At 60.9% G+C, this 16,474-nt stretch carries 14 protein-coding genes; 4 read left to right on the top strand and 10 right to left on the bottom strand.

Annotated elements, in window-relative coordinates:
- Positions 1-317 precede the first annotated feature (317 nt).
- The 7 genes from IP76_RS18475 to IP76_RS18445 all read right to left on the bottom strand — a co-directional run bounded on the left by IP76_RS18475 (position 318) and on the right by IP76_RS18445 (position 10,252).
- Positions 318-1,604 carry a hypothetical protein gene (locus tag IP76_RS18475; RefSeq protein ID WP_054159713.1) on the bottom strand — a complete coding sequence of 429 codons (1,287 nt, stop codon included), beginning with the start codon at positions 1,602-1,604 and terminating at the stop codon, positions 318-320.
- A complete protein-coding gene (locus IP76_RS18470) occupies positions 1,601-2,128 on the bottom strand; it encodes a hypothetical protein (RefSeq protein WP_054159712.1) in 528 nt (175 codons plus the stop codon). The genes IP76_RS18475 and IP76_RS18470 overlap by 4 nt, the downstream gene beginning before the upstream one ends.
- A 65-nt stretch (positions 2,129-2,193) precedes the next feature.
- Positions 2,194-4,962 (bottom strand): M15 family metallopeptidase, encoded by a 2,769-nt coding sequence (locus tag IP76_RS23370; RefSeq protein WP_197278380.1) that lies wholly within the window; start codon positions 4,960-4,962, stop codon positions 2,194-2,196.
- A gap of 166 nt (positions 4,963-5,128) precedes the next feature.
- Positions 5,129-8,494, bottom strand: a complete 3,366-nt coding sequence (locus IP76_RS18460; protein ID WP_156318636.1) for a hypothetical protein — start codon at positions 8,492-8,494, stop codon at positions 5,129-5,131.
- Positions 8,495-8,703: 209 nt separating this feature from the next.
- Complete coding sequence (locus IP76_RS18455) at positions 8,704-8,997, bottom strand: hypothetical protein (RefSeq protein WP_054159710.1); 294 nt, start codon at positions 8,995-8,997, stop codon at positions 8,704-8,706.
- A gap of 262 nt (positions 8,998-9,259) precedes the next feature.
- A complete protein-coding gene (locus IP76_RS18450; protein WP_054159709.1) occupies positions 9,260-9,508 on the bottom strand; it encodes a hypothetical protein in 249 nt (82 codons plus the stop codon).
- A gap of 405 nt (positions 9,509-9,913) precedes the next feature.
- Positions 9,914-10,252 (bottom strand): hypothetical protein, encoded by a 339-nt coding sequence (locus IP76_RS18445; protein ID WP_156318635.1) that lies wholly within the window; start codon positions 10,250-10,252, stop codon positions 9,914-9,916.
- Positions 10,253-10,467: 215 nt separating this feature from the next.
- Between IP76_RS18445 and IP76_RS18440 the strand changes: the two genes are divergently transcribed.
- The gene (locus tag IP76_RS18440; protein ID WP_054159707.1) at positions 10,468-11,574 is read left to right on the top strand and encodes a GH25 family lysozyme; all 1,107 of its coding nucleotides are present in this window, start codon (positions 10,468-10,470) and stop codon (positions 11,572-11,574) included.
- Positions 11,575-11,675: 101 nt separating this feature from the next.
- Positions 11,676-11,924, top strand: coding sequence for a hypothetical protein (locus tag IP76_RS18435; protein ID WP_054159706.1), 249 nt, complete (start codon positions 11,676-11,678; stop codon positions 11,922-11,924).
- Positions 11,925-12,070: 146 nt separating this feature from the next.
- Here IP76_RS18435 and IP76_RS18430 read toward each other — a convergent pair whose 3' ends face one another.
- Complete coding sequence (locus IP76_RS18430) at positions 12,071-12,361, bottom strand: BON domain-containing protein (protein ID WP_054159705.1); 291 nt, start codon at positions 12,359-12,361, stop codon at positions 12,071-12,073.
- A gap of 128 nt (positions 12,362-12,489) precedes the next feature.
- On the opposite strand from IP76_RS18430, the gene IP76_RS18425 reads away from it, so the two are divergent.
- Together IP76_RS18425 and IP76_RS18420 are read left to right on the top strand one after the other, a co-directional pair.
- The gene (locus tag IP76_RS18425; protein WP_054159704.1) at positions 12,490-14,172 is read left to right on the top strand and encodes a sensor histidine kinase; all 1,683 of its coding nucleotides are present in this window, start codon (positions 12,490-12,492) and stop codon (positions 14,170-14,172) included.
- 63 nt (positions 14,173-14,235) lie between these two features.
- A complete protein-coding gene (locus IP76_RS18420; RefSeq protein ID WP_245281507.1) occupies positions 14,236-14,490 on the top strand; it encodes a hypothetical protein in 255 nt (84 codons plus the stop codon).
- 76 nt (positions 14,491-14,566) lie between these two features.
- Here the strand turns inward: IP76_RS18420 and IP76_RS18415 are convergent, their stop codons facing one another.
- On the bottom strand, positions 14,567-14,854 hold the full coding sequence (locus IP76_RS18415) for a hypothetical protein (RefSeq protein WP_054159703.1): 288 nt from the start codon (positions 14,852-14,854) through the stop codon (positions 14,567-14,569).
- Between the two features lie 59 nt (positions 14,855-14,913).
- Complete coding sequence (gene glgA / locus IP76_RS18410; protein WP_054159759.1) at positions 14,914-16,365, bottom strand: glycogen synthase GlgA; 1,452 nt, start codon at positions 16,363-16,365, stop codon at positions 14,914-14,916.
- Positions 16,366-16,474 lie beyond the last annotated feature (109 nt).

Here is a 16,474-nt window from a genome sequence, read left to right as displayed (position 1 = left end):
TCATATAGTAAGGGTATTGCGTCGGCTTCATGTATGGAACCTATTGGGCTCTGCTCTATGAAGGGCATCAGGTCGGCCTCATGTACTACGCCTATTGGGGGTGGTAGACACCTCTCTCCATCATCGACTACCTCAGGTGTTCATAGAGGCTACCTTGAGCATTGGAGCTTGAAGGAGAACTCCTAGCGTCTGCCTTCAAGTCCTGGAGGAGATGGGGATCTATCATCCCTCCCCACATGAAGTCGAACTTCAAGCCAACTCCAAGAGCAGGGCTAGGAGGGAGGGAGCAGGGAGGGGGGGTATAGTGGCGAGTTATTTCAAGTTGGCTGCCATATGGCCTTCTCCTTGATGGGCAACGCAACGCCTAGTGCATCAAGAGCCGCCCTTTGCATCTTCCATCGTGCCCGCTCCACGTCCTGGGCCGCCACCATGACCCCATCATGCATCGGGAGGGATGGGATGTCTTCCTCCCCCAGGTCGAGCAGGAGGCGGACCAGGAGTTGGCTCTCAGTAAACATCAGGTCCAGCCCCACGTCCGTCCCGAACAGATGGGCAATGCGCGGATGGTGGCGGGTGGCAGCCTCTACGAGCTTCTTGGCGGTCCAGCCTTCAGGAAGAGCCGCCTTGAGTTTCGGGGAGAGGAGCTGCATGTCCGACGAGCGGGAGAGGAGCGAGATGAGCGCCAGCTTTGCCCCGTCTCGGTGATCCTCCAGGCCTGGGATCTGGTAGGGGTCAACATTCGGCATAGGCTCCCCGCACCTAGCGTAGGCCAGATGGGCGAACATGGCGGAGTAGTCCAGATCCGCGACCGGCTCCCCCCGAATGGCCAGCTTGTGTCTCTGCTTGGCCGATAGGCTCATCCAAAAGCCGCCGCCCAGTCTGCCATTGAGGTTGAACTCCACGGGGTCTTGAAGGCTTCTCAGGAGGAAGTTGCGGCGGAGGAGGAACGGGGCCACGGCTTCCCCTCCAAATGTGAGCCCTGAGGTGGAGAGAGTGGCATTGATCCGCGCCATCTCCTCTCGAAAACGGTTGCTCTCTGTGGTGTCCTCATAGGGGATTGTCCGCTTAGGGGTAGGCCCACCGAACCGAGACCTAACGCCGGTCCTTGCTGCAAGCCAAATGGTCTCCCCACCTGGGTCACGGCTAATATGGGCAGGGCGGATGCCGATTGACTGAAGCCTGGACTTGAAGACCTCGGTGGGCTCCACGGCGGTCTGCTTACGCTTGAAGACATAATCGTGGGTGCGAAGGACCCCCACCTCCTCCATCGCCTCCATGACCTTCCCCTTGAGCCCATAAGGGTAATCTTCGCGGTCATAGCGGGTCGGCTTCAGATGAGCCGTGGAGATGGCAAGGCGGGCCTCTGAGCCCACCCCAGGCCAAAGCCTCAGGTGAGCAAGATTTGCCACGTAGTTCCCCACGATGAAGCGACGGCGGGAGGCGGCATCGCGGCGCGTCCTGGTCTTGATGGTCCGCTCCACCTCGTCCGCAATCCCCTCGGCAAGCTCCTCCAGGGGGCCGGGGCCTGGAGTAAGCCACTGGTCGAAGAACTTGGTGGGGACCTCGCTGAGATCCTGCCGTAGCTGCTGGCCCGCTGCCGTCACTTGGTGGTCTCCCGGAAATGGATGAGGGTGTTGGCATTGAAGACCGCCTCCACGTTGCCCCTTGCGGTGCTGCTCTTGCGGACCTCCTCAAGGGACTTCTTCGCGCCGTGCTTTGCGAGTTGGTAACCCGTGGTGAAACTCTGAGGCGGCTTCAGGATCTCCAGGAGGTTGGCCTCACGTGCCGCAAGGAGCGCCTCCAGGTGTCGGGAGCCGATGAAGCGGGAGCCGTCACTCTTCTTCCCATTGCCGCGCTTGAAGTGGTCTAGGCGGGTGCTAAGGCCAGCCATGTGGATTGCAAGGCGAGGGGCATGGGGCAGGGCCTCAAGTAGCTGATGCACGGCGGCGGCTCGGGGGAACTCCTGGTCGTCCGCAAAGCCGTAGCCCTGGAACGTGCGGACCTCACCTCCCGGCTCCTCCACCGTGGCGGAGACACCAAAGGGGCGGCGGTCGTCGGTCTTGTCGAAGGGGGCAAACTCAAGGTGTAAGTATGCGGTTAGGCTTGGCGCATCGCTTCCGGTGGCCATGGCATCTCCAATCTGTGTCTGTAAGGATGGCCGGGAGGCCAACTAAGGAGCCTCCCGGTGTTGCTTCAGGTGCGGGCCTTCTTGAGTTCGAAGTGGGGGCGGTCTTTCCAGCGCTTCCAATCGCCACCCCATCCGATGGTGACACCGAGTTCCTCGGCGGCCTGCTTCATGGCCTGGGCTATCGCCTCCTGCATGTCCTCATCGAAGACCACGGCTCCCTCTTCATCGATAGGCCAGAGGTCCACGGCGTCCCCCTCCAGGTGGTTGGACTCATTGGTCTGTGACCATCCCCACTCCACGGCCTTCTTCTGGAGGTCTGCATCCCGTTTGCCAGAGCCGACAACGAAGCGGACCCCAGCCAACTCCTGGGCACGGCGCACGACATCTGCCAGTTGGGGCTTGATGGTCTGAAGGTTGACCTCATGATTGCCCACGGGGTCAGGGTTCCACTGGAGGAACTGCTCCACCTCGTCGTCTGGGATCTTCGCGTAGGCTGGGGGTACCTCCTGGGGGCCGCTGTCTGTGAGGATGGAGTCTATTGCCTCCTGCCCAGCGCTGAGGGGCCTCAGTCCTGCAAAGGCGGACATAACTGTGGATTTATCGACGGCTGCCCTCTGGTTTGGATAGAAGCCCTGTCCCCGTGCAGTCGGAAGGGAGGCCCACTCTTGGGCCAATGCCGTCAGGAAAGCACCATTCCCAATCTCGCCATTCCTCCAGGCATCATACCCCCGACCCTTTACGAGTTGGATCGCCATGGCATCCTGGAGGCGCTCGTCAAATATGGTGTCATCGGGTAGCCCCATCTGCTGCTGAAGACTGCGGAGGGTCTTTCCAACAATCTGGTATCGGCCCACGGCGGAGGAGTTCCAAGAGTTATCTGGGTGGGCCAGCATGTTGCGCTGAAGCTCCTTGACCTCCCCTAGTGTCATCTTGGTGAGTTCCACTGGGCCGCCCGTGTAGGCTCCATAGGCGAGGGTCTCATTGTAGCCCCTGCCTTTGTCGGTCCCCTCAGAGTCGCCCAGGAGATCGAGGATGGGGCGATGCTCTCCCGCCTCTTCAGTCGCGGTGACGGCTGCTGGTTCCTCTCCACTGACATAACCGTCAATGAGGCTGCCCAGGCTGTCGGCCAGTTCGGACATATCGCCTCCCGTGTCTCCTTGCTCAGGGGGTACGATGAGGCCCGTCTCAGGGTCCACTTTAGGAGCAGCCTCCAGGTCCCGCTGCTGGGCCTCGGTGTCGGTGCCCTTGGTCTCAGACCAGATGGCCGCATTGAGTTCGTCACGGGTGATACCCATGGCTCCCGCCTCACGATCAAGGTACTCCTGGAAAGCCTTGGGCAATGTCTCATAGGCCGGTGGCTGGTCCCCCTGATATAGAGAGTCGATGTCAACGGGGGGCTCTTGAGATGTCTGCTCCTGTGCCTTCTGCTGGGCAAGGTCCGCGTCTCCCGTGTACTTGGTGGGGTCCATTGCGTCGGCATCTGGATTGATGCGGCTGAGGATGACCTCTCCCAACTCGTTCGCGTATCGCTCCCGCTCGATTAAGGAGGCGTCTGGGTTCTTCTCCTCCCAAGACATCAAGCCAAACTCAAAGTCCTGGATAGCCTGGAGGCCTTCATCGGTGGTCGCGAAGTTGCCAAAGAGGTCCGCCTCCAGTCCAGCGGGAGCGGTGCGCCTAGAGATCTCCTTGACGAACCGCTTGGAGGTCTGGCTCTCGATCATGCCGCCGCCTTCGCGCCGTGCCTTCTGGTACTTCTCCACACGGTCCAGGAGCCCAGTGAGCGTCTGGGGATTGCGGATCTTGCCCGCTGCCGCCGCCGCAAGGATCTCCTCCCGGTCTGCCCCTTCGGCAACGTCCCGATGAAGCCTCAGGATCTCTGATGGGTCCTCCAGGTCTTCACCGTCCAGGAGGCTCTTGCGTAGCTCCACGAGATCCTTGCGGGCCTTGGGGTTGTACTTCTCCCATTCCCTCAAGACCTCCTCTGGGATCTCGGCACTGGGGTCTTGGGCAATGGTGCGGGCAACGCTCACCACCACCGCTTTCTCCCGCTCCTTGTCAGCCTTCTCTTGGGCTCGGTCACGGTCCAGCATTCGCTGCCGTCCCGTGGTCTCCAGGGCGTTTACCGCCTCGTCCCTCATGGAGCCGAACTTGGGGTAGTCCTTAAGCGGGAGCCCTGCCTCATCCGTGGTGCGGTCCAGTAGGCCCAGGAGATCGGGGTTATTGAGGGACACTGCCTTGGAGGTGATGATCTCCACCAACTGCCCGTCAAAGTCCTCCGCCCTCGTGCCTGCCTCCAGGGCTACACGGCGCTGCTCCATGAGGTCACCCCAAAGGCCCTCGTGGTCGATAGTCTGCCCAGTCGTAAGCTCATCATCGCTGGCTGCCTCCAGGGTCCTGCCCAGGATCGCACCACGGGTGCTGATGGCCCCTGAATAGACGGACTTGGCGGACTCGCTGGAGAAGACCTCGTAAGCGTCAGACTTCAGGGCCTCAATGTGAGGATTGAGACCACGTAGGACATCGACATCATCTGTTCCAATGCTCTTGGAGACGAACTCCCCAAGGAAGGCTTGGAAGGCCTGGGGGTCGTTCTTGGAGCGTCCATCCCAGGAGAGGTACTCCTTGGTGAACTGGTCCCTTAGCTGGATGCCCGCTAGATTGCCCTGGGCTGCCTTATAGGACTGCATGAAGATCGGGGAGGCGTGGGCAGGGACCTTGCCTTGTCGGACTGCCTCAGCCCACCCCAGGGAGTTGTTCTTGTTGAAGGCCGCCTCGGCTCGGATCTTGTCCGCCTCCTCAGCCTTTGCATTTCGCTTTGCCAGAAAGGCGGACATCCCTGTGTCCAGCGAAGCCAGACCCTCAGCCAACTCATGGAGTGGAGAGCGGGCAGGCTCGGCGGGGCGCACATAGGTGTCCACGGGGCGGGCTACAGGCGTGATTGCGGAAGGCCCTGAGATGGGCCGATAGGGTTCTCGTGCCATGATGTTTCTCTCGGTTGGGTCAGTAGCCAAGGCGCTCAAGGAGCTTGCGGCCTGCTCCTGGATCGTCTGTCCGGTTGCTCTTGAGGTCCGCTGCCACCTGGGCCTTGCGCCTGAGGGTTTCTTTGCTGAGTTCCGGGTGTTCGATGAGGAGGCGCTTATAGGCAGCCTCTCGATACTTCCCGACCACCCCAAGCAAGGCATTGAGGCGGGTGCCCTTGATGTCTCCGGGGCCGTCTGGAAGGTCTTGGTAAAGGTCGGACTTGATGAGCTTCGCTAGGGTCGTCTTCAGGCTCGGTCGGCCTGGAGGCTCCGCCATATACTCCTGGTAAAGGTCATAAGCCGTCCGACCATTGGAGAGCTTGAAGTCCCTGAGGTCCACGTCACCCTTCATCGGGTCGGGAGCACCTAGTCCCTTCCCGGTATCGAGGATGATGCGGTTTTGCTCCGCCTCCACCGTGTCCGCTTCGTCGGTGCTGGTAAGACCTATGCGGCGGAAGATCGGCTCCCCGAAGGCGTCTCGCCTCGGAGGAAGCGCGGCGGACAGTCCAGGCATGTCCTTCCTGAGGTAGTCGGTGAAGGATCGGGCCTCCCGCATGTAAGGGTCATCATTCACGTATCCCCTCAAGGCAGAGGAGAGCGGGATCATGTTGGCCGCCGTCTGCCCCAGGTACTTGCCACCATGCTGCTCTGGGTCTTTCAGTGCCCTGAGGAAGGACTCAATGTTGAAGAGGAAGGTTCGATCTGAGAACCGCTGTCCGATGCTGAGTAGTGCGGCCCCCGCTGCGGCATCCCAAGACTTATCGTCTTCATTGAGCTTCCGACCTTCCACGATGTCCACGACGATGGAGGCAGGAAGGCCGACCGGATCGAACTTGCCCAGGGGGAGGAAGCGGCGCTTGCCATCCGCACCTTCCCAGACAATCGAATAGGGTTTCCATCCCGTGGCCTCCAGTTGGCCCCTCAAGGCCGGATCATCGGGACCGCCTCCAGTGATGCCCCCGTTTGCCGCATGGACGGCAATGAGTGCCATGAAGGTGGCCCCCAAGGTCATCTGTCCGATTGCCTGGGCCTGTTGTTCGGTCCCAAGCTGCCCCGTGAGCATCTGCCGATATTCCTTCTGGAGGAGGTTCAGGCCGGGGGTCATCTTGTGGCTGTAGCGGAGGACGTTGATAGGTGTCTTCACGAAGGGCAACACAAAGCCCAGGACGGGATGCTTGGTCCTAGCGTTCTGGACGGTCCTACCAAAGGTGTCCTTCAGGAGATCCTGCTGAAAGGTCGCCGTCTGGGCTTCCTTCAGTGCCGCCAAGTCGGTGCCCCGTCCGCTGTCATCAAAGGCGGCTGAGAGACGGCGCTCAATGAACTGGGCTAAGTCCTGCCCCGAGAGGCCGCGCTGGGTCGCTTCCACATACGCCTTGGACTGGACGGTGGCCCTGTAGCTGAGGGTTTTCATGAACTCGTCAATGGCCCCCAGTGCCCGCGTGGGGAGGCCCACAACGTTCCGATAGTTGGCGGCAATCATGCCATTGTGGATGATGTTCTCCAGGGAGGTGAGCGGCTTGAAGTTCAAGGCTCCTTGCTGGACACCACTGGCACCCTCAGAGAAGAACTCACTAGAGTGGTGCGGGTGGAGGCGGCTGTCCCCACGCTTGAAGGCCTCCAGCATTGCGGAGAAGCCATCGCCAAGGGACCCCAGCATGTAGCCGTATTCCTTGGCTGCCTGATGCCGGATCGGTGAGCCTTTGGCCCCCAGGGCAAGACCTCCAAGCCAACGCTCGGTCGGACGTGCAGCCAACATGAAGGCGTTGGTGGTCACGTTGACGAGGTGGGTGGGGTATAGCCAGAGGAGGCTGTTGACCAGGGAGTATTGACCCTCTTCCATGGCGCGGCGGAGGAAGGTGGGCTTTGCAAACTCTGCGAGCTTCTTGGGCTCTCCCTTTGAGGCGTAGACAAGGGAAGCCAGCTTCTGAGGGTCCATGTCCTTCAGGAGGGCCATGTCTTCCGGCGACACCTGGAACTCTGACCGCATACGGCGCAAGGATCGCCCTGCGGCGCTGCTCATGGACTTGGCGGAGCCCATCAGTTCGGTTGCAACGGCTAGACGCCGCTTCAGCTCCTCCCCTGCCTTGGTGGCATCTCCAGCCCAGTCCGTGAGGATGCCCGATTGGATCTTGGTGGCCACGGCATAGGCATCCTGGAACATCTTGTTGGCGATGAGGTAGGACGCCTCCATGTCCGCCACCATGGACTTCGCATTGTCGCCAGCCTTGATGAGCTGCCCCATTAGGAGGTCAGTGTCTTCGTTGAACATGGAGGCCCGCTCCCGGACCATTTCCCGCACCTTGGGGTCTGACAGAACGTCGCCGCCCTTGAGTTCCCCCAGGCGGGCCTTGAGGGCTGTCGCGGTGTTGTCCACGAGGGTCCGCACTTCCTCGGGTCCCTGGAGCTTCTGCCACGGGAGGTAGCCCTTGGAGGTGAAGCGGTGGCCTTGTGCCGTGGCCTCCTCCCGGCTGCCATAGAGGCGGATCGCTGAAAGGTCATCCTCCGCGCCTTTGATGATGGCGGAGACATCCTCATCCTCAATGCGGGTTTGCACCACCGGGGCGGCGGCTGGGGTCTTCGCGGCCTCAGGTTGGGACATAGGGTCGATGGCTGGAGGCTGGGTCCCATCGGGTGCTGGGTTTGCGGCTTGCGCTGGGGCGGTCTGCTCCGGTGCCTCGGGTAGCTGCTCCTTGACTGCCGGGGGCTGGGCCTCCTGGGTGGAGGACTCGTCCATCGCCTTCAGTGTGACCTCTGCCGCCTCATCATCGCCCTGTCGGATATACCGCATGGCCTTGAGGGCCGTCGCGAAGGTGCCCGCAATGGCCACGTCTAGGCCGATGCCCTCCAGGGCGTTCTTGAGGCGTCCCTCCATGGCCTCGTCATCAGGGCTTGCCGCAAGGTATTCCGTTACGGGGTTCTCCAGGGCGGGATATTGCTGGATGAGGTTGGATAGTCGGTCCTCGTGGGGATCGATTGCGATAAACCCTGTGGCGGCCCCTCGTGCGGTCTCGTATGTCCCCCGCGCCAAGGTGGCCCCTTGCTTCAGTTTCGCAACGGTCTTGCTGAGGCCCATGACCTTCCCCGCGCCGACCATCCCGGTGGCAAACTGGGAGATGTCCGACACGATAGCGGCGGGCGCATAGAGGTCCGCATAGAACTTGTCTTGAGCTTCAATGGTCTGCCGAAAGCCGCTCCACTCTTCCGGCTGGACGGGATCTCCCGCCATCTCGTGGGCAAAGTCGCTCACCTCAAAGGCGGACTTGATGGCCCCCGTGGAGACTGACCCCAAGGTGGCTCGGGTCTGCTGGAGGCCTCGTCCCACGAAGTCGGCGGCTTGGGAGAGCATTCCCGGCTCTTCTTGCGGAGTGGTCTGGGGAGTGGGGGAGGTGGGGGACTGTTGCCGCTTCGCCTTTACCCTCTGGAGGGCCTGGAGGATCTGCGGACTTACTGAGGGGTCTTGGGGATCTGACATTGGGTTCCTTTCTCGGGGCATAGGTCTCCAGTCACCGGCCCATGGGGCGGCGCTGGGCAGGTCTGCGAGATGTTGGGAGGGTGTTAGGTCGTGGGGTGGACTAGGCGGATGGACTTGCGGTTGGCCTGGGCCTCAGCTTCGCGGGCTTTACGGGCCTCTCGGAGCCGCCGTGCATGATCCATGAAGAGGGACTCTGTGAGGTCTGCCGTGTTGACTGCATTCTGGGTGTCGGACGGGTGACGCAAGAGGCCGTGAGGACCCTTGAGTATCTCTAGCTCTCGGTCGATGCCCCTGCGGGCTTCCTTGCTGCGATAGTTTCGGCGGATGGTCTCCAGGTGTTGGATGGTGTGGTGGTGGTCGAGATCTGGTCGGCTCATGGCTGGGGCTCTCGGTTGATTTTGGACATGGGTGCTCATTCCGGGAGGCCGTGGGCCGCTCGGTTGCGCTGGTCGGTTTCTTCAGGAGGAAGCCAAATAACTAGCCGCCAAATGGCGGGAGGTTATTCAGGAGGGAGGCTATTGGCTGTTCAGAACCACGCCTATTGACTGTTCAAGAGTAAGCCCATTGAGTTTCGTCAGCAGCTTTCGCTTCAGAAACAGAGGTTTAGACGTTTCATTTCGATAGGCGCTTGATGTCTGCTTATTCAGGACCAAGGGAATTGGATTCTGCCCCTGATCTATCCCAGTGCATGAAGAGTTCGAATGGGCCGATGATGGCGCGGCGGGTGCCAAATCCATCCGGTGAGATCTCGGTGAAGAAGTCCCACTTGGAGAAGTCGCGAAGGCGGCACCAAGTCTCCGCCTGGACGTTAAGCTTGCCTATGCGGACATGGACGAGGCCGCCTGTGGCCGTGGCTTCAAAGGTGCTCTTGGCTAGGGTGATCTGCACGAGGTTTCTCCTGGTTTCGGGTTCGTTGATAACCCAAGCATGAGTCCACTCCAGGAGGCTGTCAATACGTCTAACTAGATGAAAAATAATGGTAAAATGGCTTGACGTGCTCACATTCTACACAGCGAGAGTAAACCTCGTGGAGCCGCAAAAGCTTGCACCTGGAGATACCTGCCCAGGTTCCCCATAGTGTAGATGGTGGGCACGAAAAAAGTTTGTAAGGGGGCAATTGGCCTGAGGGGCTAGACTGTGTGACAAGTCTTGTGGAGAGCCCGAAAAAGTGCAATAAATTCAGTGGAGGATGGCCATGGATGCGCGGTCCGCCTCCGGGCACCATTTTCTCAAATCAGAACATAGAAGATGTGCTCCGACACTCGCCTGCGGGTGAACAGGTTCATCTCTGCCTCAATCGCAACCATTGGGAATGTCGAGCTGGTACGTGGTCTTGCCCGGGCCATCCGGCAGGATCGGGATCAGGTAGACGACGAGATCACAGTCCTGTGTGCGGATGGTCCATTCCGAAGCGCCATCCTTTCGCGTCCCCGTATTACCGATCGAGCCGATCGGCTGCTGCTTCAGCATATCGGGCAGGCGGGGATCCCCGAGGATCATGCCGATCCGCTCCAGGCTGTCGTAGTAGCCTGACAAGGCCGCCTGGGCAGGCAGGCCAAGGCCCGCAAAAGCAAGGAAAAGGGCTGGTCGCAGCAGGCGTGTGACGAGAGGACGGATCGGTGTGTCGGTCATGGGCAAGCTCTCCTGAAATCGAACGAAGCCTTCCACGACTTCGCGCATTTCGCAAGAACCGAAACGCGCAGGATCTCGGTTCGGCAGGGCGTGCATCGAACGTGGCCGTAAAGATTGCATTCACCTTTTGCCGGTAAAGCTTTGTTAGCAATTCCCTGAGGCTGCGGGTGTCTGGCGTATTCGGTACCCGGTCGTAGTATTTGAGTTCGAGTGTCATGCGTTCCAAGGTCATTCCCTCGCTCCTCGTCGGCTGCATGGTGCTCACCAGCTGCAGCGCGCGCACCAATCCCGTCGAAATCCTGCGGCTGAGGAACCAGCCTGCGACCCAGACGGCTCAGGCAGCTCCACCGCCGGCTCAGGCCCCCATGCCAGCCGTTGCAGTCGATGAGCAGACGGCATCCATCACGCCATCCTCTCCGGTGACCAGCCATCCCGAAGCACTTGCCTGGGCCGGCAATGGCCAGCAGCAACAGCATTTCGAAGCATCGCCGATGACGGCCGGCATGCCCGTGCCCGATCAGCGGCCGGTCTCACGGCTCGTTCCGCCCACGCCCGCTGTCATGGCGCCCGAGGAGCCAGCCGCGTCGTCGTCTGGCGGACGGCACCGCGTTTACAGCCAGCGCTTCCGCGATGCGAAGCCGATCAATTTCGGTAAGGTAAAGCCGAAGCACCATGCGGTACACGGTGTCGACGTCTCGCGTTGGCAGGCCAATATCGATTGGAAGACGCTGCGCGGCCAGGGCGCCAATTTCGCTTACATCAAGGCGACCGATGGCGGCGATCATGTCGATCCGATGTTCCGGACTAACTGGGACCGGGCCAAGGCCGCCGGCCTGAAGCGGGGCGCCTATCACTTCTTCTACTGGTGCCGCGTCGCTTCCGATCAGGCCGACTGGTTCATCCGCAACGTGCCGCGTGACCCGGATGCGCTGCCGCCGGTGATCGACGTCGAATACAATGGCGAATCCAGCTGCCGCTTCCGCCTGTCGCCAGAAAAGGCGCGTGAAAAGATGCAGGTCTTCATGGACCGCCTCGAGCGCCACTACGGCAAGCGTCCGGTGATCTACACCGCACCCGATTTCTACAAGGACAACCTGCGCGGCCATTTCCTGGATTATCCGTTCTGGCTTCGCTCGGTCGCAGCGCATCCGTCGAAGACCTATCCGGGGCGCAAATGGGTGTTCTGGCAGTATTCGGGGTCTGGCCTGTCGCAGGGCGTCAACGGCAAGATCGACCTCAACGTCTTCTATGGGTCGGTCAAGGATTGGCAGCGCTGGGTAGATGGCAAGACCAGCTGGGAAAACGTCGCCGGCCTGCGCTGAGGCGGGTCGTGCCACAAGACCTCTGCGGAGGAATATGCGCCATGTCTGGAACCGAATGATGTCTCGCGCGTTAGACGCGAGACATTCAGGAGGAGTTCGTCATGATGCGCGCCTATTACGACATCGTTCCGGAAGCTGATGGCTGGGCCTATGTGCATGAGGGCCTGCGCTCGGTCTGCTATCCGAGCCATGCGCTTGCCGCAGAGGCAGCACGTCGTCATGCGGAAGAGGGTGCCCGGTTGCGTCGACCTTTCGTCTTGCGGCAACAGGACCTGACAGGACGTTTTCGGGAAACCGGCCCCGCCTGGCAGGGTTGGGCGCCACGGCATGCATCGGAGGCTGTCGGCTGATTTGCAGCCGTCGTTGCAGTATGCACAGGACAGCTGAATTGCGATTGCATTTCATCGACATGGTGAGAGCAAATAGGTGGCGCGGGGTGAGACCACGGCTCTCGCCGCCTGTTGTTTTGCCGGCGGAGAAAACGCCGGCAAGTTTGTCAGGGCAAGTCTTCCGTCTCCAGCTGCACCGTAACTTTCCTGACGCCCGGAACGGCCAGCAGGGCTTCGATTGCCCGATCGATTTCCTCGCGCGATCCAATTCTACCGAGCAAAAATATCTCCCCCTTGCTCGCCGTCACGGTCAGGGCTGTTGCATCCACCCCCTCAGTCAGTGCAAGCGCCTGGGCAGCCTCTTCTTCCAGTATCGCATCCACCGGCATGGCCCCGATGGGGGTCTCGTTCGCAACGACCGGCTCTTCGCCGTGAAAGGTCTGCGGCTTGAAGATCATGATCTCGCTCCTCGGGTGTCGATCAATTCTGTCTCGATCAACAACAACGCCCGACGGGCAATTTGGTTCGCATCGCTGCAGCGGGAATGGCACCGACTTGGGTTCTGCATGACGCGCGGAAGACGGATATGAGCAAACTCGCTCGCCTTCTGCTGGGCTCATTTCCCACCGCATCCATCGGCACCTATCTGGCGACGATGGCGGCACTCGCCACCCTGCCGCTCCTGGGCTTTGTCGTCTTTCTCCTTCTTGAACTCGAAAGATCACAATTCCAGGCTTTGCGGGTGAGTACCGCGCAGGATGCGCAAACGATCAGCCGCAGTGTGGAGCGAAGGCTCACCGACCTTACCACCACCTTGTCGGTGATTGCGGATGCCCCCGAACTCAAACAGGGAAATCTGGAAGCCTTCCACAACCGGATCGGCGGTAGCCTGAAGGACAGTTCGCTCTATGTGATCCTGTCCACCCGGGACGGCCAACAGGTTTTGAATACACGGGTCGCCTGGGGTGCGCCTCTTCGACCGGTTTCCAATCCCGCCTCTGTCCGCTCAGCCATCGCCTCGGGCCGCACTGAATTGTCGGGGGTGTTTTTCGGCGCGACGAGCCAGCGCTGGGTCGTCAATCTGACCAGGCCCCTGCCAGCTGGCAACCTGCCCGGCGGTGCTGAAGCCATTATCCTCACGCAGGATGCAGCGACGCTCGGGGACCTGACTTATCGGGAAAACCTGCCGCCGGAATGGACGGCGGCACTCATTGATGCTGCTGGTCGGATCATCGTTTCAAGTGGCCCGGACAATCGCCCCTCGGGCAGTAACTTCGATCGGGACAAGCTCGATCTTCTGTTCGGCGCCAACAACAGTGCTGTCTTCTACCGGGAGGCCGAGCAATATCTGATGGGCTATGCCCGCGTGGCCGACTGGCCCTGGCATGTGGTGGCCTGGGGGCCGGTGGCCAGCACCAAAGGGTCTTTCGTCAGCATCTGGCGATCTCTGCTCATCGGCAGCCTCGTCTTCCTCACGCTGAGCCTCGGCGTCGTTCTGGTGGCGGCCCACCAATTGCGGGCGTCCATTCGCAGAATTGCGGGCATGGCCGAGCGAATAGGCAAGGGTGAAATCGTCTCGCCCGAAACCACCAAGATCGTCGAGGCGAACCAGGTGGCGGTCGCCTTGTCGAACGCATCCTTCGATCGCGCCGAAGCGGAGGAGCGGGTCCACTTCATCCTGCAGGAGCTCGTGCATCGCACGAAGAATATCCTGTCGCTCGTCCAGGCAATGATGCGACAGCTGGCCCGAAGCAGCGACAGCGTCGAAGCCTATCATCAGGCCGTCAGCGGACGTCTCGCGGGTCTCGCCGGGTCGATCGAAGCGCTGGCCAGGCAACAATGGGGCGGTATCCCCTTGGCCAAACTCATCGACCTGCATCTGCAAACCGTCGTCGGATCGACCGACAGGGTCGAAAAACTTGGGCCGGATATCCTGGCCAATGCCAATGCCGTGCAGAACCTCGGTCTTGCCTTGCATGAACTGGCGACCAATTCGATGAAATATGGCGCGCTCTCGGTCATCGAGGGTCGAATTTCGGTGGAATGGTGGATCGAGGACCCCGATGCGGATCAGCCCATGCTGCATCTGGCCTGGAGCGAGCGTTACGGCCCGCCGGTCGAGAAGCCGACGCGCCGCGGTTTCGGCTCTACTGTGATTGAAAGGCATGCATCCAGCGCCTTTGGCGGCAAGGTGACGATGGACTTCGATCCGGCAGGCCTGCGCTGGACACTGGTCGCACCCCTGTCCGCTTTTATGGGGACTGCCTGACGGCGGAACTTAGTTCCTCATGTCCGGTTCTCCTTCGAGACGAAGCACGAAGGAGTTGAGAGCATGAGCAACGGGAACGCACGCGACCGCACGGTGGAGAGGGGCACGACCCCAGAAGTGAAGCAGATCCATAAGGATGCCGAGGGTCAATTCGTCGGCACCCAGCACGGTGGCCACAACAATGGTGTCGCAAGTGCCAAACCAACGGTGATCACCGGATCTGACGATGCTACCATGCACAAGTGGCCGCCTGGCAAGAAAGATCCGCCGGCGGATTGGGACGCAAATTTTGATCCTAAGGACAATAGCGGTCAATAACGGTCGGAGCCGGTTGTAAAGCCGACTCAACTTTCTGCCACGGATCGGAACGCCTCTGTCGCGATCCTTGCAACCGTCAAAGATCCGCGATCCGGTCGGCGGTGCGCCGAATGGCGGACGCCCTTGCCTTTGCCGTTTCGAGAATCTCTCGGATCTCGGCGCTCTTTTCCCCGGTTCTGGCCAGCCCTGCAGATGGCGTTGCGCCTGGATCTTCCGACCCGTCCTGCGCCAACACCTCCTCCTCCAGGCTGCGGATCAATCCGGGTCCGGCATCGGGGTGCAGCATTACCTGAGCAACCAGCGCGATCAGGATCTCGCGCTGGGCGTTGAGACGGCCCTCGAGTGTCGGTGCAGAACTCTCCATAGATGATCGCCTTGATGTTTGAGCCATCTTACGCGTGAAGCGCAGATCGGCCTTGATGTTCAGGATGCGCGTTGTGCGGCTTCGCCGGTCAAGCGGGTATAGACCTCGGCATAGCGTTCGGCGCTGCGGTCCCAGGAATAATCCGCCCGCATGGCCTGCATCTGCAGTCGTGCCCATTTGCGCTTGTCACGATAGGTCTCGGCCGCACGTCTGAGGGCCTGACGCAGACCCTCCGCCCGAACCGGGTGGAACTGGAAGCCAGTCGCGGCCCGTGCCGACAAGGCGGCATCATTCGCATCGATGATCGTCTCGGAGAGGCCGCCTGTGCGCGATACCACCGGCACACAGCCGTAGCGCATCGCATACAGCTGAGTGAGACCGCAGGGCTCGAAGCGCGATGGCTGGATGATCGCGTCGGAGCCGCCATGGATGAGGTGTGCCGTCGGCTCGTTGTAACCGACAGAAACGGCCATGCGCCCGGGGAAGCGGCGCGCCGTTTCCTGCAGAGCGGCCTGGATGTCATGGTCGCCCTGGCCAAGCACGATCAGCTTGCCGCCAAAGTGGAAGATCTCGTCCGCCACCTCGGCCAGCATGTCCATGCCCTTTTGCCATGTTACCCGCGTTACCGCCGAAAACAGCGGACCTTCACCGGGTTCAAGGCCGAATCGCTCCAGCAGAACTGCCTTGTTGTGCCGCTTATTGCGCACGGTCTTCAGGTCAAAACGATGTGGCAGATATGGGTCCGTCGCCGGATTCCAGATCTCGGTGTCGATGCCGTTGACGATCCCCTGCAGGCGATCCATCCGCGCATTCAACACACCATCCAACCCCATACCGAAGATGGACGAGAGAATCTCGCGCGCATAGGTCGGGCTGACGACGGTGATGTGTTCAGCCGTGGTCAGGCCACCTTTGAGGTAGCTGATGTCACCGTAATACTCCATGCATTCGGTGGTAAAAGCTTCTGGTGGAAGGCCAATCTGCGACAGCAGCGATGATGAATACTGGCCCTGGAAGGCAAGATTGTGGATGGTCAGCACAACGGGCACATCGCTGCCCATATGCTCGAGATAGACCGATGTCAGTGCCGACTGCCAGTCATGCGTATGGACCAGATCCGGCTTCCAGCCAGGCAAAGCGCCGGCTGCGATCTCGGCGCCGGCCAGAGACAGTACGGCAAAGCGCTTCCAGTTGTCCGGATGATCATGGCCATGTTCGTCGACATAAGGCCCGCCCGCACGTTCATAGAGCGAGGGAGCATCGAGCACGAACAGGCTCAAGCCGTCGATTTCGAGATGGCGCAGCGTCGCGCGTTCGCCCAGCAGGCTGTCGAATTCCATAAGCGGCGGGTGCAGACGGGCAAGAGCCAGGATCGAAGGATAGCCTGGGACCAGCGTGTGTGTGCGGATGCCGAAGCGGGCAAGCGCCTTCGGTAACGCGCCCGTCACGTCCGCCAGTCCACCAGTCTTCACCAGCGGGAAGATTTCGGAGGTCACGGCGAGCACGTTCAGATGCTTGCCAGGGAACCCTGTCCGGGTCGGGGAGGGGACTTCGTCCAAGGTGTAAGCGTCGCGAATACGCTGAATGAACTGCGCGCGGCCAAGGGCGAGGCCAATATGT

The sequence above is a fragment of the Rhizobium sp. AAP43 genome (assembly GCF_001296045.1).
Classification (GTDB): domain Bacteria; phylum Pseudomonadota; class Alphaproteobacteria; order Rhizobiales; family Rhizobiaceae; genus Allorhizobium.
This window is presented reverse-complemented; position numbering and strand designations above follow the sequence as displayed.